The sequence below is a fragment of the Salegentibacter salinarum genome, assembly GCF_900168115.1.
GTDB lineage: Bacteria > Bacteroidota > Bacteroidia > Flavobacteriales > Flavobacteriaceae > Salegentibacter > Salegentibacter salinarum.
This window is the reverse complement of record NZ_FUZC01000020.1, coordinates 1-26769: the sequence shown is the minus strand read 5'-3', so window position 1 is coordinate 26769 and position 26769 is coordinate 1. Positions and strand designations below refer to the sequence as shown.

Sequence of the window (26769 nt, the reverse complement as noted above, 5' to 3'; positions counted from 1 at the left end):
TATGAAAATGTATTTTTTAAGCAGTATCGTACTTCTTCTTGCTTTAATAAGTAGCCCAGCAAATGCACAGGTACAGGACGAACAGCAGAATTATGTGGTCTTAACAAAGAAGATCCCTCAGCTACAACCTATCTTTTTAACTGCCGAAACTTTAGCTGAAGAAGATGGAAATAACTTCGGAAAATTCGAGGTGATCATTTGCGGACAAACAGTGAAGGAGCTTACCGATAAAGAAATGATGCAGAAATATATCAATAAAGCTAAAGAACAGGATGTTGAGTTGGTCGCCTGTGGATTCTCTCTGAATAAATTCGGAGTGGACCGCAAGGATATTTCCCCGGAATTTCGCGTTGTCGAGAACGGGATCCTATACAACCTTCAGCTGCAAAAGAAAGGCTACACTAGCATTTCGCTTTAAAAAACAGAGCTATGAAAAGATCATTAGGAATTTTTATGCTGCTTATTATGCTGGGGATTACCGGCAATGCTCAAACAAATCCACAGGGAGATTTGAACAACTACGTGGTGTCAACAACTAAGATTCCGCAACTACAACCAATAATTCTTACAGCCGAAGCTTTGAGGGAAGAGGACGGGGATAAGTATGGCGACTTCCAGATCGTGATGTATGGATCCAATGTGAAAGGACTTACAAATAAGGAAGAGATGGAAACTTACACCGGCAAAGCTAAAGCTGCAGGAGTCAGCATCTTTGTGTGCAAGATCTCCCTGGACAGGCAGGGGATAGATCAATCCGAATTGCACAAGTACATACAGGTGGTCGACCACGCTTATACGCACCTTTTCCAGCTACAGAAAAATAAAAATTATTACAGTTTACAACTATAAACAAAACATTTATGAAATTTAATTTGAAAACATCCTTATGTATCCTGGCAGTATTGGGAATTGTAAGTCTTACATCCTGCAACCAGGCAGCCGGGGGAAATTCAGAAGAAAAGAATACGAAAACTGACACTCTTAGCATCACCGTGTTACAAACAGCAGATATCCACGGGCAACTTGATCCGCACCCCGAATTGTTCTGGGAAAATGAAGAGATCGTGTTTAAGGAAAGGGGCGGTTTGGCCAATATAAAAACCCTTTTTCGGGAAGAGCGAGAGAAGAATCCCGGTCGCACGGTAATCGTGGATGGCGGGGACCTTATCCAGGGAAGCGGTTATGCCGCGCTTTCTGAAGGGCGTATTTTCCCGGAACTTATCAGTGAAATGGGATACGACGTTATCATTCCGGGAAACTGGGAGGTGGTTTACGGAAAGGAAAGAATGATGGATATAATGACCAATTACGACACTCCCGTGATCGCACAGAATATGTTCCATGAAGAAGATGGAAAAGAGCTTTTCCCTCCCTTCTGGACAAAGAAAATTGAAGGAGTGAAAATAGGATTTATTGGAATTAATGATCCCGATGTTCCCGTACGCCAGAATCCCATCTTTAGTGAAGGGATCACCTTTAGAGGGATTGAAGATAAAGTAAAGGACCTCATCAGCAGCGTAAAACAGGAGGAAGAAGTAGATGTTCTTTTCCTTGTAACACATATGGGAGTTTTCAAACAGGTGGATCTTGCTAACCAGGAAATGTCAAAAGACGTGGATTACATCCTTGGGAATGATACGCACGAGCGGGTACGGGAACTTATCCAGGGGAAATATGCCAAGGTAAGTGAACCAGGGGCTTTCGGCTCTTTCGTCGGAAAACTAACGCTGCATTTTGTAGATGGAAAGCTGGTAGGAGATGAGTACGAACTTATTGACGTGGATCCCGAAGTTTATCCCGCAGATCCTGAACTTCAGCAGTTGGTTGATAATGCAAAGGAACCTTACGAAGAGCACCTGGAAACTGTGGTGGGACATACAGCCACACCGATCTACCGATATCTTACGGTGGAAAATCCGATGGATAATATGATCACAGATGCCGCGAGATGGAAAACAGGGGCCGATATTTCCATTTCCAACGGATTCAGATTTGGAAACCCTATTGTGCCAGAAGATGGAAAACCAGCCCCTATTACCCGCGCTAACCTATGGAATTTGCTTCCCGTGAATGAAAAGGTGAAAACTGGAAAAGTTACTGGACAGCAGGTTAAGGACTGGCTAGAGCGGGAAATGCACAATGCATTTGCGCAGGTTCCTACTGAAAGATTTGGCGGATGGCTGGTAAGATTCTCCGGAATGCAGGTTGATTTCAACAGCCAGGGAAATAAAGGGGAACGTGTTCAATCCATAACGATCAAAGGAGAAGAAATGCAAATGGATGAATACTACACCATCTCTGCCTGTGTACGTCCCGGTGATCCTATTGATAATCTATGTCGTATCCCCGATGTGGAAGATGTAGAGGTAAAGGATTACACCATTCACGATGTGGTCGAAGAATATCTCCAGAAGAATTCCCCGGTTTCACCAGAGCTCGATGGCCGTGCGTACTGTGAATATTTGGGAGAGTATTCCTTCTCAACCGTTCCAGGAACTGAATATATATTTCAGTAACAACTAAAAAAATAGGATGAGCCTGCCTTTTCTAACAAAGAATTGGTAGGCTTTTTCTTTTTAAAGACTGAAATTATCAATAAAAAATGCACTGAGATGAGATTAGACAAAACAGTAAAGACTTTAAGTATGGTAGTCGTGTTTGCAGTATTTACCGCTTATGGTAAAGGAACGCCCACCCCGGCTCATGAAGCGCAGCAAGATCAAACCTTTACCATACTTCATACGAACGATATCCATGGCAACTATATGCCTTTCTTAACAACTACCGTAAGTGCCACTTCTTAAACAGGGGATGCAGGCAGAGATACATTGATCACCTTTAATAAGCTGGCCCCAATATGAAGTTTTGCCGTATTGGCAACAGCCGTAAAGGAGATCAGGAATTCAAGGGAAGATGGAAACGTCCTCCTGCTGGATTCCGGCGATACCTTTAGTGATGACCTTCTTGGGAATTTAACGGAAGGAGAAGCGGTCATAAGATGATGAAGGCATTAGCTTTTGACTACCTCTCTCTTGGAAGTCACGATTTCGATTAGGGCAAGAAACGCACCGAAGAATTAATGAAAATCGCCGGCTTTCCCTTTGGTGCTGCCAACATCACAGCTCTATATAAAGACAAAAGCATTTTTCGGGAATCCTTATATCTTAAAAGAAGTCGAAGGAACTAAGATCGCACTACTTTCACTGGGATACCACAACACCAATCTTACGGGTAACTCAAAAAATATGAACGACCTTGAGTTCCGGCGTGGGAATGAGGTGTTAAACGAAATATTGCACGAACTTAAGGAACAGGCAGATATCATCGTCCTGCTTTCCCATCAGGGAACTGCTGTTGACAGATTAATTGCAGAAGAATTCAGTGAGATCGATATGATCCTTGGAGGTCATAGCCACGACCTCATTTCAGGTCCTGAAAGAATCATTAATACTTTCATGGTACAGGCCATGGCAGATGCCGCAGCTCTGGGTGAAATTGAGCTGAAAATCAGAGATCGCAAATTAACCGGGGTAAAAGCACTACATCATTTTCTGTGGTTGAGTGATTACGAGAAAGACCCGGAGATGGGATCTCTTATTGAAGAGCTACGTGCTCCACACCGGGGACCACCTGGAGGAGAACATAGCAACGGCAACAGAGGTGATCCACAGGCAATACAAAAGTGAAAGTCCGTTTGAAAAACTTGTTGGAAATTTGCTGCTTGAGGAATATGATGTAGATATTTCTTTTCTACCTGGAGTAGGATACGGTATTTCCCTGCAGGGAGATATTACACGTAAAAACCTGTCCAGGTTAATCCCTCACCCATCAAAAGTGGCAACTCTTACCCTTACCAGAGAACAGGTCAAGACTACCCTTGAGCAAACAACCACCAATCAAAAACCGAGAGATAAATATGAGATGGTAGGTGGCCTGCTGTAAAGTAGCGGAGTTAGTTATACCTTAGATTATTCCAAACCCACCGGTAATCGTATAAGTGATGTACAGGTGAAAGGAGAAGATCTAGATCTGAAAAAAAATTATAAGATCGTCACGCACATCGGGATGCTGATTGGGCTTCATCGCTACGATGAACTGGGGAAAGGGAAAAATATTGAGAAGAAGGAAATTCAACTAAATGAATTTGTTATCAAAAATTTCGAAAATTAGGATATATCTCAGGTCCTGAAAACATAGGAGAAGTCTGGATTTACTAGGAATAAATTCACCTTGCAACAAGTCCACCACTTAGAGACCTAGACAATTCGGCAAATTGTAAAGGTTTTATTTCATAATAATTTCTTCAGTTTTGTTATTAAGAATGGGAATTAGTCTTTATACTCCACATTTTTTTCCGCCAAAAGTTCCTTCCATCTCCCATTTTCAGCAAACTCTTTAATAATCTCATTACGGTTTTTAAGAAAATTGGTCATATAGGATTTGAGAAATAAAGTATTTGCAAGCTTCCCCAGAATGCCAAGAGGAGACTCGAAATTAAAAATATCTTTCATCATAGTGCCTTCTTCCGTTGCGAAGAAATGATGTTCATGTCTAAGAGTTTTAAAAGCACCTTTTTCCATTTCATCTGCAAAAAAATATGGCCTGTCAAAATCGGTGATCCTGGAGGTAAGATTTTGCCAAACGCCAAGGTGTTTTCCCCTATACGTAACTGTTTCGCCAATGCTAATTAATCCGCTCGTTCTTCCTGCAACTGCTTTTTCATTGGAACCTGTAACAAACCTTGACTGTAGATCAATACTTCTTGACAAATCAAAAACAATATTCCTGTTTGCTTTTATTGAAGTTTGGAGCTTTATAATTGGCATATCACAAATTTTAATGAGTCTACATTTTACTAATTTAAGAAAGGTTATCCCAACAGGATAAAGAAATTTTTAAAAACTATTTTCTTTTATGGCCATATCAAAGCACATTAATCTTGTTTAATTTCAATACTTCCCTTGTAAAACGCTTCCTTTCCCTTATCCAGAAAGGAAATAAATGCTGCTATATCAAGATCATATCCTTTGGGTGCGGCAAGCAGTTCCCCCTCCTCTCCAAGAAGCGTATAATACGGTTGTGCATTGGCATTTAGCTTCTGGATCATAAAATCCATATTCTGAGCCCCTATTGTTTTCTTGAGCTTTCCGTCATAGGAAGAAGTATACCATTTATCCTTTGGTAATACTGTTTTTTCGTCAACATATAAAGCAACCACTACATAATCGCTTTTAAGGCTTCTTAGAACTTCCGGATCACTCCATACATTCGCCTCCATTTCACGACAGTTTACACAGCCGTGGCCTGTAAAATCGATAAACAAGGGTTTATTTTGTTCCCGGGCACAGGCAACAGCCTGTTCATAATCGAAAAACCCCTGTATCCCATGAGGTAATTCAAGGAACTCACTGTACAAGGGTGTTCCGCAGGAGTTGGAACTACTTTCCAGCTCAGGGCCAGCCGAAGCTGTTACCATATTAAAATCCTGTGATCCCATAGGCGGTAAGTAACCTGAAAGTGCTTTTAAGGGTGCACCGAACAGACCCGGAATGAGGTACACCACAAAACTGAACACCAGAATTGCTGACATGAGCCTCGGCACTGAAACACTCTCTATCTTCTTTTCGTGCGGAAACACAAGTTTTCCGAGCAGATAAAAACCTAAAAGAGCAAATATCACGATCCAGAGAGCAAGGTAAATGTCCCTGTCCAGGATATTCCAGTGGTACACCTGGTCCACCATACTCAAAAATTTCAAGGCAAATGCCAGTTCAAGAAATCCGAGTACTACCTTTACTGTATTCAACCAGCCCCCACTCTTGGGCAGCGAACTAAGCCATCCGGGGAAAAAGGCAAACAGCGTGAAGGGGATGGCAAAAGCCAGGGAAAACCCAAGCATTCCTATAAGAGGCATAATGGCTTCACCACTGGCTGCCTGCAATAAGATAGTTCCTGCAATAGGACCGGTGCAACTAAAGCTTACCAGCACCAGGGTAAAGGCCATAAAGAATATTCCAACCAAGCCTCCCCTGTCGGCTTGTTTGTCTACCCGGTTCACCAGTTTATTCGGCAGCCTGATTTCAAACATTCCGAAGAAAGAAAGTGCAAACAGCAGGAATATTGCAAAGAACAGAAGATTCGGCAGCCAATGGGTAGAGAGGAAATTTGCGAATCCGGCGCCAAAAAGCACTGCAAACAAAGTCCCGACAATGGTGTAAATGGCAATAATAAACAGCCCGTACAGCAGCGCGTTCATCTTTCCTTTTTTACCTCCCGAACCCTTTGTGAAAAAGGTTACAGTCATAGGGATCATTGGAAAAACACAGGGAGTCAGCAAAGCTGCGAGACCGGCTCCAAAGGAGATAAAAAAGAAAGTCAGTAATCCTGCCCAGGTCTGATCATCCTCATCAGATTCCGTTTTGAAGGAATTCTGAAATGGTTCAAGAATTTCACCATTTTCACCTGCAGAAACATTTTCATTTCCTTTTGTCGTAGTATTTCCCTGTGCTGAAAATATATCAGAAATTCCGGAGTTTTCAATTTCGCTTCCTTCATTACCTGTAGAAATAAGGGTATTTCCAGTACTATCAAACGCGAAATCTGTATCAAAAGGAATGCACTGTCCGGTGACATCCGTACAGATCTGGAAGAAAATATTTCCCGTGAATTCGGGGGAATCCTTCTTTATAAGCACTTCCTGAGAGAAGTTGGCCGTTTCATTAAAATAACTGATTTCTCCCTCCCAGATCTCATCATACTTTTTCTTTTGTCCTATCGGCTGGATATCTCCAAGAAGTTCATATTCTTCACTCTCTTCAAAAGTAAATTCTGTCAGGAGAGGTCCTATATCAGGATCAAAATCATTGGAATACATGTACCAGTCATCGGGAATCTCTGCTTCAAAATGAATGGTCACCTTTTCCCCCGGTTCAGCATCAGGATTATTAAGGTTGACCTCCCATTGTGGGGCTTCCATCATTTGCCCAACAGCAGAGGATGCTCCAAACAACAGGAGCACTAAAAAAAATATAGGATTGGATAATTTCATAGACAAAAAGATTTCTGGGAATTTTATAATCCCGTAGAGGTAACATGAAAGAATTTTACCAAAAGGCTAAAGGGAAGCAGGGAAAAATTCATTCCTGCTTTTAACTTAGTATTGTTTTTTAAGGAATTCCTTGAAGTCCTTAGTATCATAATCGCCCATTCCCATATGTGTCAAGACGAGATTTCCCCTCGCATCTATCACGTAGGTAGTTGGGATGCTTTGGGAGGAATACATTTGAGGAATGGGTCCGTTTGATCTGTAGATCTCAAAGTCATAACCTTTCTTTTCATTAAAATCTATGGCTTTTTGAAAATCCTGGTCTATAGATAACATTACAAAGGCAACTTTGTCTTTATCTATATCCTTGTAAAGCTTATTAATTCCCGGCATTTCGGCAACACAGGGAGGGCACCAGGTTGCCCATAGGTTCATAAAGATCACCTTCCCCTTCAACTCTTCCATGGCCACATTTTCACCTTTGGAATTGATAAGGCTCATTGAAAAATCTGCTTTGGAATTGGTGTCGTTGACCGCAAGATCTGCATTCTTGTCAAGATCGGGATCCATTAATCCTGTTGCAAGCACTCCCCGCTGAAGGAATCCCAGCACTTCTGTATGTAATCCTGTTATATATAACCCGGCGAAAATGGCAAATATGATTCCGTATTCAATTAAATTTTTTTTCGTCTTTTTTTTCATAGTACAGATTTATTTTTTTAGAAAGTTGTGAAGATTCTGTTCCGGATTCTTACATTTTTCCGGTCGCACAACTTATTACAGAAATGGCTTTGGAGGCCAGGGAATTCTTAGCATCTACAGCAGGATATCCCAGCTTCCTCAATTTCTCTTTAACTTTAAATGCATCTTCAGGTTCCCGGTAACTGAATGTTACTGAAGAAGACGCTTTTTCCACCTGTACATTTTGTATATTTTCTATTTCTGAAAGCTTAGTGGTAATGGTATTCACACATCCTCCACACTTTAAATTTTGTACTGCTATAGTTGTTTTCATTTTTATTTTCTAAATTTTAAATACCTCATTTGAACTTCTTGTATTTTTATCAAATATACGCTGTGGGATTGGCCCAACTTGTAACATAAGTTACACTTGGAATAACAAAAAAAGGCATCTCCGGGACACCTTTGTAAACTTTAAAATTATATTGTTTTTAGCTATTCTTTTCAGCAACAAACCTGATTACATAACCTTTGCCTTTATGGAATTTGCCTTCGTTAATTTCTATTTCTTCTTCATAAAACTTTTCAAAACTAAATTCGTGAAAAGCCTCTCGTATTACTTTTTCTGAAAACAAAATTTTCTCTTCTTTGGTTCCTCTACAGAAGGATTCAATGTGTGATATTCAGAATTTTGAGCAAAATCCTTCAAAGATCACTTCCCCGCCCTTCTTAAGGATATGATTAATAAACTTAAAATAATCCCTTTTTTCCGAAGTCAGAAAGAGCATTTACAGTAACTCTTTACCGATAATATAGATACCCATTACCAGCACAAACCAGCCAAAGCCTTTTTTAAGTTTTCCGCCATCAATGAATTTATTGAGATAGCCTCCCAGGAAGATCCCGGCAATAGACAACCCGGTAAAGATCATAAGGAATACCCAGTCTATCTCAAGGTTTTCCACATCTCCTATAAACCCTATAAGGGACTTTACCGCTATGATGAGCAGGGAAGTCGCCACTGCTTTCTTCATTGGTAATTTAGCGAGTAAAACCAGAGCCGGAATAATTAAAAATCCCCCACCTGCACCTACTATCCCGGTGAGGATACCTACTACAACCCCCTCAACGATGATCAACGGATAGTTATACTTAACTTTTACTTCCTGCAATTCTTCCTTTCCGTTACCTTTAATCATAGAGATAGAAGCCACTACCATTATAATGGCAAAAAACAACATGATCCCTATATCTTTGGTCACTTCAAAACCCCATAGGGTAAAAATATGGTCGGGAATTGCGGGTACAAGATATTTTCTGGTACCATAGACGGCTATAAATGCCGGTATGGCAAAAACGGTGGCAGTACGAAGATCCACCAGTTTTTTCTTCATATTGTTTATTGCCCCTACTAAAGTGGAAGCCCCTACCACAAAAAGCGAGTATGCTGTTGCTGTAACGGGGTTGATAGATAACAGGTAAACCAGGACGGGTACTGTCAGAATGGATCCACCACCTCCAATAAGGCCCAGAGTTATTCCTATTACAAGCGCACCGAAGTATCCTAAAATGTCAATTAATTCCAAAGTTCTTTCTTATTAGTTGCCAGCAAAAGTAACTTTGGCTTTCTGGTTAGGCAGTAACAAAAGTTACAGACCTATTCTTTTACAAGTCTTGAACAAGTATTTGGTTGCGCTGTAAAAGAATTTTTCCTTCCATTTCAAGCTTTTTTAATAATCTTGAAATAACGACCCGTGAAGTATTTAGATCATATGCTATCTGCTGATGTGTAACCTGCAGTTCCTCTGATTGGTTTATTTTCGCTTTGTCCTGAAGATAACGCAGTAACCGTTGATCCATATTCATAAAAGCTAAAGTGTCGATAGTTTCAAGCATTTCTGATAACCGTGACTGGTAACTTTCAAAAACAAAATTTCTCCAGCTTTTATACCTGGTGGTCCATTCCTCAATTTTGCTCACAGGAACCATAATGTACTTTGTATCTCTTTCCGCCACTGCTCTTATTTCACTTCGAGTTTGGCCAAGACAGCAGGAAAGCGTAAGCGCACAAGTATCTCCTCTTTCCAGGAAATAAAGCAATAATTCATTTCCATCTTCATCCTCTCGAAGTATCTTAATTGCTCCATCCAAAAGCAAAGGCATAGAGGTTATATAATCATTGATATCCATTATAATTTCACCTGCATGAGAAACTTTGAGAACGCCTGTTTCCTCAATTTCCCGGATCAATTCTTCTTCAAAGATAAATCCATAAGCATCTTTTAATTCCTGTAACATTTTTGATTTGTTTATTAGGTGAAGTTACGCTATAATTTAAATATCTCGAAACGATAACACAAATGTAAAAGGTCATTGACTTCAAATTTACACCTTCGTATTTACACAAATAAAAAAGGTTTTTTTATTCATTTAGGAGTAGTCAGATATGATTCTTTCGGGAAATGTCCTAGATTTATAATTCCAGCCCCATATATACCATAACTTACCTGCGCCGGATCCTATGGCCGTTTTTATAGCTTGCTGCTTCTGAAACAAAAAATTCAAATGCTCTCCATTACTTCAATACTTGGAAAGAGTAACAGTAGTAACAAAAGTATGCCTGGCTATATAAAAGGTTAAATTCTTTTTGATACCTGAAAAGCTGATTCTTGTAACAGCTAAAAACAAATAATCCACAAATAAAAAATAAGGAATGTAAATGTAATGTTGATTTAATTCACATATACTCCCCAACTATTCCTATAAAAAAACTTCTGTAGATTTAAGTTTTATAATACTGGATAACTTTAAATACACTCAGCACATTGCCCTTCCGTGCCTCCAGGGAAAAGAGCTTCATTCACAAGCACCGGACACAAGCGAAAAACCGCCACCTTCTATTTCGCTTATTCCGCATAAATGACGGAAACGCTTCATTCCCGGTTCTGGTTTCTCCCTTAAGTCCTCAAATTGGATTTCATAATTAATTTAATTCCGCTTCCTGCTCCTTCCCTACTCTTCCATTTCCCTATTTGAAGTATTCCCGGCCTTCACTGCCACTACCTTTTTCTGTAATGCAAAATACCAAGATTTATAAGTTAGTACGGACTGCATAAAGCCGGTCCCTGCGCTCCCTTTTTATAAGTCCTCCCTAATTCTAAATCTTGAAAATGTATCAGCATCAAAAAAAGGTAACAGTGAAGGCGCTACGGGAAGTAAATCTAAAAACGGAAAAATGAAATCATACAAAATCCACAAAAAGGAAGCGGAATTAAAAAAATCAAAAAAGGAAAACGTTCAGGATACAATAAGTAAATCAGTTAAAAATCAATTATAAACCTTTAAATCTTTTAATTATGAAAACGCTTAGAAACACAGTACAATTAATTGGAAATGTAGGGGAAGATCCAAAAACCCACAGGTTTGAAAATGGGATGTTGGTTTGCCGATTCTCTTTGGCTACCAATGAACAATTTTTTAAAGACGGAGAAAAAATTCAGGAAACACAATGGCACCAGCTTGTAGCCTGGAGTAAGCAGGCAGAACTTGTCAGTAAGTATATTTCTAAAGGAAAGGAAATTGCTATTAAAGGCAAATTGACTTATCGCTCATATAATAATGAAGCTAGAGAAAAACAGTACATCACCGAAATTCTGGTAGATGAGATCCTATTATTGGGCAACTCAAAACAGGATAGTAATTAATTAAAAGCAAAGAGGGCGTCATCGTCGAAAATTGCGCCCTCTTTCATTATCAACACTTAAATAAGATTGTAATGGAAACCAAAGTTAATGAAATCGCTATAAGTTACAGCGGAAGTATTAAAACAAAATTCCTTCCCAAAATATCTTCTTCCCGTGATGCTGCTAACCTTCTATTTGAGCATTGGGATAAACAAAATATTGAACTTTTTGAAAGTTTTAAAATGCTGCTCCTTAATAATTCAAATCAGGTAAAAGGTATTTACACCCTCTCTACAGGAGGCATCACCGGAACTTTAGTAGATATAAGAATTGTTTTCGCAGTAGTCCTAAAGTCTGTAACCACTTCTATAATTTTAGCCCATAACCATCCATCAGGGACTCTGCACCCCAGCCAACCCGATAAATTGCTAACGGAAAAGATCAAAAAAGCAGGGGAACTTTTTGATATTAAGGTATTGGATCATTTAATACTAACTCCCGATGGGGATTACTTCAGCTTTGCCGATGATGGGATTTTATAAGAGGACATAATAAAATTTTAAAAACGGATTATGATGTTCATGATCCGTTTTTCATTTTACAGAATTCTCAATTATTCTTCCAATTTTCTACAGTTAATTTCAAAGAATTTCTTTTCCAATCATAAAAAAGAGGATTTAGTTTATTACTAATTAAAGCGCTATTAAATTCAATTTGATAGTTGAAATTTTTGTCCCTGCGGGACGAAAAGGTAAAGCAAAAGGGTAACGGGCAGAACCCCGTTAAGAATCACCTTTTTGAATATAAATAACTGTTTACCAGTTATTTAAATAATTTTATTCAAGGGTCAAAATTAAAATGAAGTTGCTTTATTACTAAAAACCTTTGAAACCCATTGAGAAATGGCAGAAAATTTACTAAAAAATGGATGAAGAATATAAAAAAGAGAAGTTCGAGACTCTTAAGATCAAGACTTCCGTAGCTAAAAAATTTAGACGGTTCAGCCGGTCTTTATCTAAATCTCAATCAATGACACTATTATCGATGGTTGATTTTTTTGAAATGAATAGTATTTCTCCAAATGAATTGATGGGTCCAAAAATGGAGACTCTGGAAAACCTTGTCAAAAAAAGAATAAATGCAGTAATCGCAATTTTGAAGGATATAGAGAAGAATAAAGTAAACCCCACTTTAGGTATTTTGGAATCTCTGATGGAAGCTGCAGATCCCAAAAATAACTACGAAAATCGAATAAGGGACTATGAGGAAGACGATACTCATCCCGATTTTTATAAATAAACCTGTTATGTATATCACTATCACACCTCAGAAACTTGGCGCAAATTATTCTCAAAGTGCTGCAGATTATGTTGATTATCTAGAAAAAGAAAATCAGATTGCGGGTATAGAAGAAAAGGATCAGGAGCTTTTTTTCAATCAGGAGGAGGATGGAATTTCTCCGGAAATGGTTGTAAAGGAAATAGATGCCAATACGGCCAAACTGGAAAAGATGGAACCAAAATTTTATTCTATTACCGTAAACCCATCACAATATGAGTTGAAAAAACTACAAAACAGTTCTGAAGCTTTAAAACAATATACCAGAGCAATTATGAAAGATTATGCCTCCAGCTTTAATCGAGAGATTAATGGTAGACCAATTAATGTAAGCGATATTAAATATTTCGCAAAGATCGAAAACCACAGAGCATTTAAAGGCACCGATTACCAGATAAAGGAAAATCAGCCTTATGCCACAAAAATCCAGGTGATCAAAAATGAAATTCGGAAAATAGAAGGCGGTGAAATGCAAGGCAGCATAAGATCCAGGGAACAGCAGATTACTAATTTGGAAAGGGAAGCTCCCCACCAGCAAAACGGCCAACGTATTGTCCAGGGAATGCTTAAGGAAGGAAATCAGAGCCATATTCATATTATAGTAAGCCGAAAGGATGTTTCCAATTCCCATAGCCTATCGCCCGGTAGTAAATACAAAGCTTCTGAGGTTGAACTGAATGGTAAACTGGTGAAAAGAGGATTTAACAGGGATGATTTTTTCAAAAAAGCAGAAAAGACATTTGATAAACAATTTCAGTATCAACGTAATTTTGTAGAAACTTACCAGGCGAGGAAAGATTTTATAAATAGTCCGAAAATATATTTTTCTGCTATTATGGGATTGCCCGCGTCTGAAAAAGCCCTGGCAATGAAAATGCTTAGAGAAACCGGTATCCCCTTGCCGCCTGTAATTCCTCTTTCTAAAGCCCAGCTAAGCGTGAAACTGATAAAAACAATTCAAAAAGGCATCCTAACAGCTTCAAGATCTGCATCAATAGGAATTTAAATCAACCAGCTATGGAAGTCAATTTTCTAAATATTATTTTATGCATTGCAATCGGGACCGGAATTTTCTTCAGAATGTATAAAATCACCTCTTTTGCATTTCCTAAGAATCTACTTGTATGTGGTTTGTTTCTTTGGGCACTTTTACCGAATGATCCCTCACTAAAGGAAATAGCTAATATAGCCCTTTACTTAGGATGTCCTCTTATTTTAAGCAATACGGTTCTTTATGTTTTTATACCAAAAAAAGAAATACCAAATATCGAAACTAAATACCAGGTTCAATTTAAGACTGAGAGTGGATCCTTTAAAATCAATAATATTAAACGCGGAGTTTCTGTAATTGGTGCTGCAGGTAGTGGGAAGACTGAAAGTGTGGTCTATAATCTTCTCGAACATTTTAGTCGAAATTCTTTCTGCGGACTTATACACGACTATAAAGATTTTGAGATTACCGAAATGGCCTATCCCCTATTTAAAAATCGGAATCTGGAGTTCTATATACTTTCCTTTGATAAAATAATTCATCGGGTAAATCCTATTGCACCGCGGTACATGGAGAATGAAGAAGATATTAATGAGGTATCTCGTGTCTTGATTGAGAACCTATTGGAACAAAAAGAATCGGGCGCGGTAGGCGTAGGAAAATTTTTTAATGATGCTGCGCAAGGACTAATCTCCGGATTAATATGGAAACTAAAAGTTTCATTTCCGGAATATTGTACCCTTCCCCACCTCATTGCGATTTATCAATATTTGGGCACCGATGAGCTTATTGGTTTTTTAAAATCAAATCAAACTTCACGGGCATTTGCAGATGCTTTTATTAGCGGGAAAGATTCCGAAAAACAAACTGCCGGGGTAAAGAGTACCCTTTCAACAGCTTTGATGAAAATTAGCAGTAAACGGATTTTTATGGCGTTGGCTGCAGATGATATTCCGCTAAATATTAATAATAAAGATAACCCTGCCGTAATCTCACTTGTAAATAATCCAAAATACGATTCCTCCTATTCCCCGGTGATCGCTACGGTTATGCATACTATTGTAAAACAAATGAGCGTGAGGCACTCCAAATCATCTTTCCTACTTATTGAAGAGGCCCCAACTATAAGGTTATTAAATATGCATCGTATTCCAGCCACTCTTAGAAGCTATGATATAGCTACAGTATATGTGATGCAAGATAAGATTCAAAATGATATGATGTATGGAGACAAGGCTAGTAAGGCAATTTTAAGCAATCTTTCCTATCAATTCTTCGGAAAAGTAAATGATCCTGACACCGCACGTTTTTACGAACGTTTTTTCGAAATTATAAAAGATGAAACAAAAACTGTAATGCGGGGTACCGGTTTAGATTTCGATACTAAAATATCAACAGGAGAAAAAGAAATTTACAAAGTAAGAGCGAATGTGTTTTTTAGTTTAAAACAAGGCGAATTTATCACATACGCCGATGGGAAGGATAAAAAAGTACAATTTAAGCAGCAGCTAATTGAAAGGGAACTGCCTGAAGTAGGGCAATTCTTTTCAGATGAGGAAATCAATGAAAATTATATAAAAATATATAGGGAGGTGCGTAATATCTGTAAGGTTTTTAAAGGAAAGAAAAAGAGCACGAAACCTGATGAAGCAGCGTCAAAAAGTTAAAACAACTTACCTTGTTCCCCTGCACCATCATCCACAGGTTCTAAAAATTCAGGGGTATTGGTATTAATCTCACGTTTATAAATATTGGCTACCGAATGAGCTTTAAATTCTTCCTTAATAAAACCGTGTTTCACCAGGTCTAAAATACCTTTATCTGATAAATCTTCTCTTAGCCATTCCGCTTCAAAAGTGGGATCTAACACCAAAGGCATCCGTTTTTTCTTATTATGAATTTTTCCGAAAAAATCATTTGCTTCAGTAGTTACCAAGCTTACATTCCAATATTCATCATCAAATTCATTATAAATACCAGCAAAACAAAACAGTTTTCTGTTTTCCAAATAACAATATTTGGGAACTGGCTTAGCCTTAAAATTATCATTTGGGTAATGGGGTTCAAAAAAGCCATCCGCCAGGATTAAACAGCGCCGTTTTCTTGCCGGTTCCTTAAAAAGTTTAGATTGAAGCAAACTTTCTCCTCTCGCATTAAGGGTATTATAATCTTTTCGGAAATCAATAATGTCTATCCCAGGCTGACTATGAAATAAGCCCCACTCCATTGGATAAATATGTGAAAGATCTTCAATTGGTAAGCAAAAAAGGTTTGGATGAGTATAGCCTGAAAGATGATAATATGGTTCATAGGTTCCGTAATATAAAATTTATGCCCCATAGCTTTTGGATGCCCTTTCGGATAGTATGAACTCAGGAAATCCTGTAAATCGCAGAGAAACTTGTAGTTCAATTCCTTTATATAAACATCAGTTGTCTTTTTTTCTTTCTTTAAAAACTTAAAGATATAACCTTCAGTTATTTTGAAGTTTTTGATTGTTCCTGAAGCTAAAGTATGTTCAATTTTTCTGGAATGATAATCTATAAGATCCTGAAGTGATTTAGAGTTCTCATCCTCTCCTAGGTAAGTAGCTTTTATTAGCTGGGCAGTAATTTTCTTTCCTTTAAACAGAAGATCTTGATAACACTGGAAAAGTCTAGCCTGGACCTTATCTAAATAATGATTTAATTGTTTTGTTTCTGCAGAAGTTCCTCGTGCTCTTTTCTTTGCAGAGTCCCAACATTTTAAAGGGATTTTTCTTTTTAAACTGATTGTAGATCTTCTTTGGTTTACCGTAATTCTAACATAGATAGTTACCAAATCGCCGGAAATTTTTTTGGGATTAACCAAAAATAAAATTGAAAATGTGTTTGAAGTACTCATAGTTGTCATCTTTTAATTAAACAATTATTAATTAGATGAAGTCAAATCAACTATAAAGCTCAAATCAAATTAATTTCGAAAGACACCTTAGGTATCTTTTGAAAATTTAGGTGTCCTGTGGTTATCTTTCCATTTCTAAATTAATCAAATTAAATGAAAACCCAAAACCTAAAAAACCGCACGAATCATAAGATTTGCGCGGTTTTGATAAGATTTGTTAATCTTAGAAGTGACCTTGCCAGGATTCAAACCTGGAACCTCCTGAGCCGTAATCAGGTGCGCTATTCAGTTGCGCCACAAGGCCATTAAATGTTGCTTTTCCTACTTGGTTAAGCGGCTGCAAATATATTATTATTTTTAAAAATTGAAAACTTAATCTTATATTTTTTTAGATAAAAAGGGACCTCCTGTTGGAAGCCCCTATTCAGTTCAGATGTTTGATGATTAGTATAAATATTCTAAAGCTACAACATCATTGGCGCCAAATTCTCCATCTTCGTTTGTACTAAAACAGGAAAGCATAATAGATTCTGGATCAAGTCTAAAAGGCGTTCCAGGAATATGCACTGCACCACTTGGGTTGGCTAACTCACCAAAGCTTGGTCTTCCGCAGCTTTGTCTGGTAAACCAATCCGTATGACGTAGCCCTAAAGTATGACCAATTTCATGTGCCATTACATGCGTATTGGTTCCAAGGCTAAAAGCTTCCATTCCAGAATAGATTTGAACAAATCCATAAGGATTTCCGGCACTTGGGAAACCTGCCACGCCTCCTGCTGCACCATTCGGATTTTGAAAAACCACGATATCGGCAGCTGCCTGATTTGTACTAAATTCAAGAGTAAAGCTAAGTCCTATCTCAATTTCATTATAATTATCTAAAGCAGCCTGCAAAGCATCTCTTTGTTTTTGAGTAAGGCTTTGGCTACCACCCGTCCATCCAACAACATTTAAAGTTCTAGGTGCGCTTACCAGGTTATAAGTCCGGTACTGCTTGCTGGTAATATTCCCCGGCTGCATAGCATCAAGTTGTTCTGCATCAATGGCAATATCTCCCTCAATAATAAATGTCTGCTTTTTAGTCCCGTCGGGTAATACGAATTCAGAAATTTCTACATCTTCTGTATTCAAGTTGAGAGCTTCTAATTTGGCAAGTACTGCTTTGGAAACTTTGTCCTGAGAAATAACTTCGGCTTCTGCTTCAGGAGTAGTATTTTCTATGTCCTCTTGCTCACAGGAAACGCATAAGAGACTTACAGAGAAAACAGCTAGTAATAGTTTTTTTAATTTCATAATTTTTAGTTTAAGTTTGATCTGAACTGATTTATTACTTAAACATAATTATATTCCAAATACTATTAACAATAACGCATTCATAAATTTAAATATTTATGAATAATGTAAGATTTTTCTTAGAAGGTTTAGATAATCTCTGCACTTAATCCTTCTTCCAGTAATTTTGAACATCTTGGTTTTAAATCGTCAAAAGAACCGGTTTTTACGGTACATTTTCCCTTATAATGAACAAGGATAGCACATTGTTCAGCCTGCACAGGAGTGTGCTCACAGGCATAAATTAGTGTTTCTATTACGTGATCAAAAGTATTGTAATCGTCATTATAAAGTACGATTTCATTTTCCTTCTGCGTCGTAGTTTTTACTTCTTCTAATACTTCTTCTTTGGTACTCATCGTCATTTACAATTTTAAAGCTTCAAAGATACAAATTATCTATAAAATGCTTATGCTGAAAACTTTACAGCAACCCAATTACTTCGTTCAATATGTTCTATATAATTTAAACCTAATTCCAGACAGGCTTTTTTTATCACCGGAATATCTTCTTCATAAAATCCACTTAAAAAAAGATTTCCACCTTTCTTCAGGCAATCTTTATAGATGGGAAGGTCCCTAAGCAATATGTTCCTGTTTATATTAGCCAGGATCATATTATATTTTCTACCCTGCAATAATTCGGCACCACCTTCTTCAACGTTAATATTATCACATTCATTTCTCTCAACATTCTCCAGGGTATTCTGGTAACACCAATTATCAATATCTATGGCATCTACAAACTTTGCCCCTTTTATACTTGCAAGAATTGCCAAAACGCCGGTGCCGCAGCCCATATCGAGTACTGCTTTATCATTCCAGTCGTTTTTTAGAATATGCTGAATCATCATATGCGTGGTCGCGTGATGGCCGGTCCCAAAGGACATTTTGGGTTCGATAACAATATCAAATTCAGTATCGGGTTCTGGATGAAATGGTGCCCGAACACTGCAAATATCATCTACCAAAATCGGACTAAAATTCTTTTCCCATTCCTCATTCCAGTTCACCTGCTCTATTTCTCCTTTGGAATAGGTAATTTGAAATTCCTCCGATTGTAAAATATGAACCCCTGCCAAAAGATCATCTTCATATTCTTCGGCAGGGATATAGGCTGTAAGGCCGTCTTCTTCTTCCACAAAGCTCTCAAACCCCAAATAGCCAAGCTCTGCCACCAGGATTTCTGAAGCAGGCTGAAGCGGCTCTATTTTAAACTTGAATTCGAGATAATTGGAAGACATAATTAAAAGGCGTTTATAATTTCAACAAAATCTACAGCTTTAAGGCTGGCACCACCAATAAGTCCACCGTCTACATCTTCTTTTGCGAAGATTTCCTTAGCATTGGCTGGCTTTACACTTCCACCGTAAAGAATAGAAACATTCTGAGCGATTTCATCGTTGAATTTTTCTGAAATATTTTTTCTGATAAAAGCGTGCATTTCCTGCGCTTGTTCCGGGGAAGCGGTTTCTCCTGTTCCAATGGCCCAAACAGGTTCGTAAGCCAATACCACGTTTTTCCAGTCTGAATCTGTAATCTGATAAAGACTCTCCAGAAGTTGTTTCGCTACAAGATCAAAGTGCTTATCGCTCTTTCTATCGGCTAGTTCCTCTCCAAAACAGAAGATAATTCTCATTTCGTTTTTAAGGGCTGCATTTACCTTTTCGGCAAGTATATCATTGGTCTCACCAAAATGTGCGCGGCGCTCACTATGGCCTAAAATCACGGTATCTACACCAATACTTTTAAGCATTTTTGCCGAAACTTCTCCTGTATAAGCTCCGTTTTCTGCCTGGTGCATATTTTGCGCCACCACCTGTACCGGGGTATCCTTTAACCCCTGAAAAGCCGAGTATAAATTAGTAAAAGCAGGTGCTACCATAACTTCGGCTTGTGGCTCTTTTACCAATTGCATTTTTAAATGTGAAAGCAATTCCTGCGTTTCAGCAAGATCATTATTCATTTTCCAGTTTCCGGCTACTATCTTTTTTCTCATAATTTCTTAGTTGATTTTATTTATTTCTACGGAAAAAATCCGCACACCTACAAATATATCGATAAGAATAAACATAGCTGCGCCTAAGCCGAATGAAGATTCGCTTTTTACCAATATTTTAAAAAATCTTAAGGATGATTTATAATTTTATATCCTCAGCATCAAACCAATGCTTTTTCTGGGTAATTGTGCCGCTTTCTAAAACCAAAAGTCCGGGATTAGATCTCACAATTGTTTGTAAAACCTTTTTATCTACCTGGTAAAAATCAAAATCGAGCTTGAATTTACTGATGATTTTTTGCTGATCTGCATCATTTGAAGCGGTTAACCCAACTACTTTATAGCCTTTATCATCAGCTTCGGCGGCAAGTTTTTCTATGGCTTTAAACCCTTCCTGCTCAGTATGCGAAAGATCATAGGCCACTACCATAAAAAGTTTTTCTGTATCAAGAATTTCATTGGTGAATACCTCACCATCTTTTTCTATTTCAAAATCCTGAATTGGCGGCACATATCCTTCTTCTACCATAGTAGTTTCCACCTCAACAAATTCTCCCTCTTGGTTGGGATAACTTCCATCAGTGGTTACCGTAACCTTTTCCCCGTTATGGAGAAAAGTCCATTCGTATTCGTAAACCCCTTTTTGAGCATCTTCGGGAACTTCCATTTGTTCCTGGATGTTACTTCCAATTTTATAAGCTCTAAAATCAAAAACCGGTAAATGCATTAATACATGATAACAAAACCAAAAGGAAAGCATAAAAGACAAAAAGATGATCCAGCGATGGGAAATTGGATTTAAGACCGGGGTGATCAATTTTCGGTTAAAGAATAGAATTAGTATAAAAATAAGTAGAATGACGTCTTTTATAAAAGACTGCCAGGGCGTTAGTGGTATTGCATCCCCAAAACAGCCACAATCTGTTACTTTATTAAAATAAGCCGAATAAAACGTGAGAAACGTAAAAAAAACAATCATCAACAGCAGGCTCCAAACCGTGAATTTAGGCAGGTATCCTATTAAGATCATAATTCCTACTACAAGTTCAAAAACCACTAAAATAATGGCGATCACGAGGGAATAAGGCACCAGAAATTCCAATCCCAGAACTTCCGGGCTAAAATATTCCTGGAGCTTGTAAGAAAATCCCAGCGGATCGTTGAGTTTTATAAATCCTGAAAAAATAAATAATACGCCAACCAGCACCCTGGAAATTCCTACTAATAATTTCATTTTATTTTATTTAAATAATGCTTTTATCCGCTGAAAAGTTACAAAAACTAGTCTTCGTTTTCGGTCATTAAAACCATTGCAAAAATCGAATAGTTAATCATATCCTGGTAATTAGCATCAATGCCTTCACTCACCAGAGTTTTTCCTTTATTATCTTCAATTTGCTTTACGCGTAATAACTTCTGAATAATAAGATCTGTCAAAGAGCTAACCCGCATATCACGCCAGGCCTCACCATAATCGTGATTTTTATTCATCATTAAGGCTTTGGTCTCGGCTATTTTCTCGTCATAAAGTTCTTTAGCTTCTTCTACCCCAAGATCGGGTTGCGCGACCACACCTTTTTCTAACTGGATTAAAGCCATTACCGAGTAATTGATGATCCCTATAAATTCAGATTTTTCGTCTTCATCTACTTTTCTCACCTCATTTTCCTGAAGTTTCCTAATTCTCTGGGCTTTTATAAAAATCTGGTCGGTAAGTGACGGCAGCCTAAGAATTCTCCAGGCACTTCCGTAATCTTTCATTTTGTTAATAAACAGGCTGCGGCAGGTAGCCACCACCGCGTCATACTGTTCTGAGGTATTCTGCATAAAAGAGATCTAATTTGCGTAAATTTCGTGCAAATATTTTAGATACTAAAACTGCATTTTATAAATTCTGAAGTAAGATTTAAAAACTATAGCTTCAACTTCAGAAAAACAGATAACAAATGACCATAAATTGTAAAGGTGAACTTATAGATCTTAGCAGCCCAAAAGTAATGGGAATTATAAACACCACCCCAAATTCTTTTTATGCTGAAAGTCGAAAAATATCGAAAATAGACATCCTGAAGCAAGTTGAACAAATGCTGAAAGACGGTGCCGATTTTATTGATGTTGGTGGCTACAGCACTCCGCCCGGTGCTACAAAGGTGGAAGAAGCCGAAGAATTGCAACGCGTTCTACCCGCGGTAGAAAACATCCTGAAAAATTTTCCGGAAACATTAATTTCGGTAGACACTTTTAGAACAAAAGTAGCTGAAGAAAGCATCGAAGCTGGAGCGGCAATAATCAATGATATTTCTGCCGGAAATCTTGACCCGAAAATGATGAAAACCGTGGCAAAACACCAGGTCCCTTATATTATGATGCATATGCGGGGCACACCACAAACTATGAAAGACCTGAATCAATATGAGGATCTTGTTCAAGATATATTATTTTATTTTTCAGAAAAAATAAATACAGCAAGGACGTTGGGAATTAACGACCTTATTATAGATCCCGGCTTCGGATTTGCAAAAAATATTAGTCAGAATTTCGAACTGCTTTCTAAAATGGAACTTTTTAAAACTTTAGAGCTACCCATTTTAGCCGGACTTTCACGAAAATCCTTAATTTATAAGACTTTAAATACCTCAGCGCAGGAAGCTTTAAATGGCACTACCTTTTTAAATACTATTGCTTTAAGTAAAGGCGCTTCCATTTTAAGGGTGCACGATGTGAAAGAAGCGGTAGAATGCACTAAATTATACGCAGAACTTAATAAGTAGCCGCATATTTTCTATTTTTACACAAAACCACGCTAATTTGGATATAATAAACCTTCGTTTTCTTGATGTTCTCGATATTGTATTTGTAGCCCTACTGCTGTATTATTTGTATAAGCTGGTAAAAGGAACGGTTGCGGTGAATATCTTTATCGGGATCGTTATTATTTACTTAATGGGAAGCCTTACGCAATTACTGCAAATGGAGCTTTTGAGTAGTGTTCTTGGTGAATTTATTGGCGTGGGAATGTTTGCATTAATTGTGGTTTTTCAACAGGAAATCAGGAAATTCCTTTTAATGATTGGTTCTACCAATTTCACTCAAAAAGGGAAGTTTTTCACCCAACTTCGGTTCCTCAAAGGTGATCTAGAAACCAGCACGAATGTAGAAGATATCATTTCAGCCTGCGAGGTGATGGGACAAAGTTTTACGGGGGCATTGATTATTATTCAGAAAAACACGAATCTGGATTTTGTAAAAAATTCCGGGGACGATATGAATATTGAACTCAATCAACCCATTATTGAATCTATTTTCTATAAAAATTCACCACTTCACGATGGCGCGATGATCATTGAAGACAACAAAATTACCGCCACCCGGGTTATTTTACCGGTTTCTAACGATAGGTCTATTCCGTTAAGATTTGGTTTAAGACACCGTGCCGCAGTTGGAATTACTGAAAAAACCGATGCCCTCGCACTTGTTGTAAGTGAGGAAACGGGACAAATTTCCTATATAAGAGACGGGGAATTTGTAATGTTTGAAAGTAACGAAGAACTTATTGAACGAATTAAGGAAGACCTTTTATAATTTTCACAAAGATTCTTCTGCCATAAACTGAACTTCATACAGGTTTTTGTAATAACCATCCTTCTTTTGAAGCAGTTCAGTATGAGTTCCTATCTCTACAATTTTACCGGCATCCATCACCATAATCTTATCGGCTTTTTTAATTGTGGCAAGTCTGTGAGCGATTACAATAGAAGTTCTCCCTTTTGTAATTTTATCCGTCGCTTCCTGGATTAGGATTTCGCTGTAAGTATCTACCGAGGAAGTCGCTTCATCCAAAACCAAAATACTGGGATTGCTCATGTAAGCCCTCAAAAAGGAAATAAGCTGGCGCTGGCCTGAAGATAACATCGCCCCGCGTTCTTTTACATTATAATGGTAGCCATTTGGCAGGGTATTAATAAACTCGTGAATACCAATTTGTTTTGCGGCATTAATCACTTCCTCTTCGGTAATATCGGGATCGTTAAGATTAATATTGCTTAAAATAGTATCGGCAAAAAGAAAAACATTTTGCAGAACCACGGCAATTTCAGAACGTAGCGATTCTAGTGTAATATCTTTAATATCAATACCGTCTACCAGGATCTGTCCGCTGTTTATTTCATAAAAACGATTCAGTAAATTGATCACCGTAGATTTTCCGGCCCCAGTAGCTCCAACAATCGCGATGGTTTCCCCGGGATTTGCCTTAAAAGAAACACCCTTTAGCACTTCTTCATCATCGGTATAACTAAAACGCACATCCTTAAATTCTATTTCACCTTTCAGATCGCTAACTTCAATTTTTCCGGTATTGCTAATTGAAGATTCGGTATCCAAAATTCCGAAAACACGGTTCGCAGCAACCATCCCCATTTGCAGGGTATTGAATTTATCGGCTATCTGGCGCAGTGGTCTAAACAATAACTGGGATAATTCAATAAAGGCGATAATCACACCAAGGGTGATTCCGTCATCGGCCACCGCTCGAAGTCCGCCATACCAAACAATTAGACCGATGGTGATAGACGTTGCCATTTCGGCAATTGGGAAGAAAATGGAGTTGTACCAAACCGTTTTCACCCAGGCATCACGGTGTTTTCCGTTAATCTCTTTAAAATTATTGTATTCGGCTTTTTCACGGGTAAAAAGCTGAACGATCTTCATTCCCGTAATTCGTTCCTGCACAAAGGTGTTTAGGTTCGCCACCTGGGTTCTTACTTCTTCAAAGGCAACTTTCATTTTCTTCTGAAAAACCCTTGTAGCGTACATAATTAGCGGAAGCACCGTTAAAACCAATAGGGTCAATTGCCAACTCTGGTAAAACATAAACCCAATTACCACCAGCATTTTTAAAATATCACTGATGATCATAAAAAGCCCCTGACTAAAGATGCTCGCAATAGTTTCAATATCGCTAACTGCCCGGGTTACCAAACGCCCAACAGCCGACTTATCGAAATAAGTCATTTTAAAACCGAGCATATGTTTAAACAGGTTCACACGAAGGTCGCGTACCACTTCCTGTCCCAGCCAGTTGGCGAAATACACAAAAAGGAACTGGAAAATTACTTCTAGCAATAAGACTCCGGCCATTAGACCTACATAAAAAACAAGGTTACTATAATCTTGCGGCGTAATCGCATCATCTACCGTAACCTTAAGTAAATACGGCCTTAAAACAGCAAAAAATGAAAGTAAGATAGCCGCAATCGCCACAAAGTAAAATGTTCCTTTGTAGGGGTTGGTGTATTTAAGCAGGCGCTTAAACAAATCAAAATCGAATGCGCTACCGGTTTTAGATGCCATTTATTTTAATGCTATTTCAGGATATGTAACCCGGGTTAGATAAAGTGCTTTTGCCGGTACCGAAGTCCCGGCCTTGCTCCTATCTTTACTTTTAATGATCTCATGCATATTTTCTACCGGTTGTTTACCAAAACCAATTTCCAGTAAAGTTCCCACAATTGCACGTACCATATTTCTTAGAAATCTGTCGGCTGAAATATGAAAAACCAACACCTCATTTTCAGTTTTCCAGATTGCTTCAGAAATCTTGCAATTATAAGTTTTTACATCGGTTTTAGACTTTGAAAAACACTTAAAATTAGTATAATCCTTTAGAATTTCTGCAGCCTGGTTCATTTTTTCAACATCCAGCTTATTCTTTAAAAAGTAACTCCTGTCTTCCAAAAAAGGATCCTTATGCTGAACAATATGATATTCATAACTCCGGCTATAAGCATCAAAACGGGCGTGTGCATCTGGTTTTACTTTAAAAACGTCTTTTAATGCAATATCTGCCGGAAGCAAAGAATTCAGTTTAAATAGAAAAGACTCTTTATCTAATTCAGCTTCTACCTCAAAATGCGCAAAGATCTGCTTCGCGTGCACGCCGGCATCGGTTCTTCCAGCACCGACAATATCAGTTTTCCGCTGAAAAATTATAGCAAGTGCTTTTTCTATTTCTTCCTGAACCGAAATCGCATTTGGCTGATTTTGCCAACCGTGATAAGCTTTTCCGAAATATGCCAGTTCTAAAAAATACCTCAACCGAGTTCTTTATTTTTATATTTGCGAACTGCAAAGATAAGGCATTTATTAGAAGCTGAAATTCTTTGATAGCATAGGTTTTAAATGATTTTTTTAAATAAAATACTCCAAAATTGAAAAAAATACTCTTGCTAAGCGATACGCATAGCCATATAGATGAAAGAATTTTGCACTACGCCGGGGAAGCCGATGAAATATGGCACGCCGGCGATATTGGCACTACCGATGTTTCTGATGAATTGCAAAAAATAAAACCGCTAAGGGCAGTTTATGGTAATATTGACGATGCGGAGATAAGAAAGGAATTTCCGCTGCATCAACGATTTAAATGCGAAGGAGTTAATGTGTGGATCACGCATATAGGCGGTTACCCGGGGAAATATTCTCCCGCAATTCGGGAACAAATAAAACAGGATCCGCCGAAATTATTTATAAGCGGACATTCGCATATCTTAAAGGTGATGAATGATAAAAACCTGGGCTTACTCCATATGAATCCCGGTGCAGCCGGTAAACAGGGGTTTCATAAAAAACGGACTATGCTTCGGTTTAAAATTGAAGGTGAGAATATCTCTGATTTAGAGGTTATAGAATTAAAGAGTTAGTAAGCGCAGCATGAACGGCGCAATCGGGTAGAAAGGTAAGGATTATTTCCCTACCTGTCCTCCCACACCACCCAGCATACGGTTCCGTACTGGGCGGTTCCCTAATTTACGTTCTAA

Annotated in this window: 30 protein-coding genes, 1 tRNA gene and 1 pseudogene; 14 read left to right on the top strand and 18 right to left on the bottom strand. The window is 38.1% G+C overall.

The annotated features are described in order from the left end of the window. Position 1: 1 nt before the first annotated feature. From B5X53_RS17075 to B5X53_RS17055, 6 genes and pseudogenes are all read left to right on the top strand, one after another. A complete protein-coding gene (locus B5X53_RS17075; protein ID WP_079714438.1) occupies positions 2-418 on the top strand; it encodes a DsrE family protein in 417 nt (138 codons plus the stop codon). A gap of 11 nt (positions 419-429) precedes the next feature. Continuing rightward, the gene (locus B5X53_RS17070; RefSeq protein ID WP_143533276.1) at positions 430-849 is read left to right on the top strand and encodes a DsrE family protein; all 420 of its coding nucleotides are present in this window, start codon (positions 430-432) and stop codon (positions 847-849) included. 11 nt (positions 850-860) lie between these two features. Continuing rightward, positions 861-2516: a bifunctional metallophosphatase/5'-nucleotidase gene (locus tag B5X53_RS17065; RefSeq protein WP_079714437.1), complete on the top strand. Its 1656-nt coding sequence runs from the start codon at positions 861-863 to the stop codon at positions 2514-2516. Positions 2517-2645: 129 nt separating this feature from the next. Beyond that, positions 2646-2804 (top strand): hypothetical protein, encoded by a 159-nt coding sequence (locus tag B5X53_RS19080; protein WP_157822099.1) that lies wholly within the window; start codon positions 2646-2648, stop codon positions 2802-2804. A gap of 300 nt (positions 2805-3104) precedes the next feature. Then, entirely contained in the window at positions 3105-3686 is a 582-nt protein-coding gene (locus B5X53_RS19075) for a bifunctional UDP-sugar hydrolase/5'-nucleotidase (RefSeq protein WP_157822100.1), read from the top strand. Continuing rightward, positions 3610-4170 (top strand): annotated as a pseudogene (locus tag B5X53_RS17055) (5'-nucleotidase C-terminal domain-containing protein). The gene B5X53_RS19075 and the pseudogene B5X53_RS17055 overlap by 77 nt, the downstream one beginning before the upstream one ends. A gap of 158 nt (positions 4171-4328) precedes the next feature. Here the strand turns inward: B5X53_RS17055 and B5X53_RS17045 are convergent. The 7 genes from B5X53_RS17045 to B5X53_RS17020 form a co-directional block, all read right to left on the bottom strand. Beyond that, positions 4329-4826 (bottom strand): SRPBCC family protein, encoded by a 498-nt coding sequence (locus tag B5X53_RS17045; protein ID WP_079714433.1) that lies wholly within the window; start codon positions 4824-4826, stop codon positions 4329-4331. Between the two features lie 107 nt (positions 4827-4933). After that, positions 4934-7048, bottom strand: a complete 2115-nt coding sequence (locus tag B5X53_RS17040; protein WP_157822102.1) for a protein-disulfide reductase DsbD family protein — start codon at positions 7046-7048, stop codon at positions 4934-4936. Positions 7049-7153: 105 nt separating this feature from the next. Beyond that, positions 7154-7747, bottom strand: a complete 594-nt coding sequence (locus tag B5X53_RS17035) for a TlpA family protein disulfide reductase (protein ID WP_079714432.1) — start codon at positions 7745-7747, stop codon at positions 7154-7156. A 49-nt stretch (positions 7748-7796) separates the two neighbouring features. After that, positions 7797-8060 carry a heavy-metal-associated domain-containing protein gene (locus B5X53_RS17030; RefSeq protein WP_079714431.1) on the bottom strand — a complete coding sequence of 88 codons (264 nt, stop codon included), beginning with the start codon at positions 8058-8060 and terminating at the stop codon, positions 7797-7799. Positions 8061-8217: 157 nt separating this feature from the next. Next, positions 8218-8361, bottom strand: coding sequence for a hypothetical protein (locus B5X53_RS19070; RefSeq protein WP_157822103.1), 144 nt, complete (start codon positions 8359-8361; stop codon positions 8218-8220). A gap of 153 nt (positions 8362-8514) precedes the next feature. Then, complete coding sequence (locus tag B5X53_RS17025) at positions 8515-9312, bottom strand: sulfite exporter TauE/SafE family protein (RefSeq protein WP_079714430.1); 798 nt, start codon at positions 9310-9312, stop codon at positions 8515-8517. Positions 9313-9391: 79 nt separating this feature from the next. Next, positions 9392-10024: a Crp/Fnr family transcriptional regulator gene (locus B5X53_RS17020; RefSeq protein WP_079714429.1), complete on the bottom strand. Its 633-nt coding sequence runs from the start codon at positions 10022-10024 to the stop codon at positions 9392-9394. A gap of 1058 nt (positions 10025-11082) precedes the next feature. On the opposite strand from B5X53_RS17020, the gene B5X53_RS17015 reads away from it, so the two are divergent. From B5X53_RS17015 to B5X53_RS16995, 5 genes are all read left to right on the top strand, one after another. After that, positions 11083-11430 (top strand): single-stranded DNA-binding protein, encoded by a 348-nt coding sequence (locus tag B5X53_RS17015; RefSeq protein WP_079714428.1) that lies wholly within the window; start codon positions 11083-11085, stop codon positions 11428-11430. Between the two features lie 71 nt (positions 11431-11501). Next, positions 11502-11951, top strand: a complete 450-nt coding sequence (locus tag B5X53_RS17010) for a JAB domain-containing protein (RefSeq protein WP_079714427.1) — start codon at positions 11502-11504, stop codon at positions 11949-11951. Positions 11952-12333: 382 nt separating this feature from the next. Beyond that, entirely contained in the window at positions 12334-12708 is a 375-nt protein-coding gene (locus B5X53_RS17005; protein WP_079714426.1) for a BfmA/BtgA family mobilization protein, read from the top strand. Positions 12709-12715: 7 nt separating this feature from the next. Continuing rightward, complete coding sequence (gene mobB / locus B5X53_RS17000) at positions 12716-13753, top strand: MobB family relaxase (RefSeq protein ID WP_079714425.1); 1038 nt, start codon at positions 12716-12718, stop codon at positions 13751-13753. Between the two features lie 11 nt (positions 13754-13764). Then, positions 13765-15405, top strand: coding sequence for a type IV secretory system conjugative DNA transfer family protein (locus B5X53_RS16995; protein WP_079714424.1), 1641 nt, complete (start codon positions 13765-13767; stop codon positions 15403-15405). Here B5X53_RS16995 and B5X53_RS16990 read toward each other — a convergent pair. From B5X53_RS16990 to B5X53_RS16950, 9 genes are all read right to left on the bottom strand, one after another. After that, entirely contained in the window at positions 15402-15965 is a 564-nt protein-coding gene (locus tag B5X53_RS16990; protein ID WP_079714423.1) for an SOS response-associated peptidase, read from the bottom strand. The genes B5X53_RS16995 and B5X53_RS16990 overlap by 4 nt on opposite strands. Then, positions 15929-16621 (bottom strand): phage integrase SAM-like domain-containing protein, encoded by a 693-nt coding sequence (locus B5X53_RS16985; RefSeq protein WP_232764095.1) that lies wholly within the window; start codon positions 16619-16621, stop codon positions 15929-15931. Before B5X53_RS16985 ends, B5X53_RS16990 begins: the two co-directional genes overlap by 37 nt. Before the next feature lie 230 nt (positions 16622-16851). Continuing rightward, positions 16852-16925 (bottom strand) — tRNA-Arg (locus tag B5X53_RS16980). 140 nt (positions 16926-17065) lie between these two features. Next, on the bottom strand, positions 17066-17914 hold the full coding sequence (locus B5X53_RS16975; RefSeq protein ID WP_079714421.1) for a M57 family metalloprotease: 849 nt from the start codon (positions 17912-17914) through the stop codon (positions 17066-17068). Between the two features lie 128 nt (positions 17915-18042). Further along, the gene (locus tag B5X53_RS16970) at positions 18043-18312 is read right to left on the bottom strand and encodes an ATP-dependent Clp protease adaptor ClpS (RefSeq protein WP_079714420.1); all 270 of its coding nucleotides are present in this window, start codon (positions 18310-18312) and stop codon (positions 18043-18045) included. A 50-nt stretch (positions 18313-18362) separates the two neighbouring features. Beyond that, positions 18363-19196, bottom strand: coding sequence for a 50S ribosomal protein L11 methyltransferase (gene prmA, locus B5X53_RS16965; protein ID WP_079714419.1), 834 nt, complete (start codon positions 19194-19196; stop codon positions 18363-18365). Between the two features lie 2 nt (positions 19197-19198). Next, the gene (gene tpiA, locus B5X53_RS16960) at positions 19199-19951 is read right to left on the bottom strand and encodes a triose-phosphate isomerase (RefSeq protein ID WP_079714418.1); all 753 of its coding nucleotides are present in this window, start codon (positions 19949-19951) and stop codon (positions 19199-19201) included. Between the two features lie 139 nt (positions 19952-20090). Next, entirely contained in the window at positions 20091-21185 is a 1095-nt protein-coding gene (locus tag B5X53_RS16955; protein WP_079714417.1) for a BT_3928 family protein, read from the bottom strand. Positions 21186-21232: 47 nt separating this feature from the next. Then, positions 21233-21778 (bottom strand): DUF1599 domain-containing protein, encoded by a 546-nt coding sequence (locus B5X53_RS16950; protein WP_079714416.1) that lies wholly within the window; start codon positions 21776-21778, stop codon positions 21233-21235. A 119-nt stretch (positions 21779-21897) separates the two neighbouring features. Between B5X53_RS16950 and folP the strand changes: the two genes are divergently transcribed. Together folP and cdaA are read left to right on the top strand one after the other, a co-directional pair. Beyond that, a complete protein-coding gene (gene folP / locus B5X53_RS16945; protein WP_079714415.1) occupies positions 21898-22722 on the top strand; it encodes a dihydropteroate synthase in 825 nt (274 codons plus the stop codon). 37 nt (positions 22723-22759) lie between these two features. Further along, a complete protein-coding gene (gene cdaA, locus B5X53_RS16940; RefSeq protein WP_075327814.1) occupies positions 22760-23533 on the top strand; it encodes a diadenylate cyclase CdaA in 774 nt (257 codons plus the stop codon). 3 nt (positions 23534-23536) lie between these two features. On the opposite strand, the gene B5X53_RS16935 is transcribed toward cdaA, so the two are convergent. Beyond that, entirely contained in the window at positions 23537-25303 is a 1767-nt protein-coding gene (locus B5X53_RS16935) for an ABC transporter ATP-binding protein (protein WP_079714414.1), read from the bottom strand. After that, positions 25304-26047: a tRNA pseudouridine(38-40) synthase TruA gene (truA, locus tag B5X53_RS16930; protein ID WP_079714413.1), complete on the bottom strand. Its 744-nt coding sequence runs from the start codon at positions 26045-26047 to the stop codon at positions 25304-25306. A 113-nt stretch (positions 26048-26160) separates the two neighbouring features. Here truA and B5X53_RS16925 point away from each other — a divergent pair, with 113 nt between their 5' ends. Beyond that, complete coding sequence (locus tag B5X53_RS16925; protein ID WP_079714412.1) at positions 26161-26652, top strand: metallophosphoesterase family protein; 492 nt, start codon at positions 26161-26163, stop codon at positions 26650-26652. Positions 26653-26769: the final 117 nt, after the last annotated feature.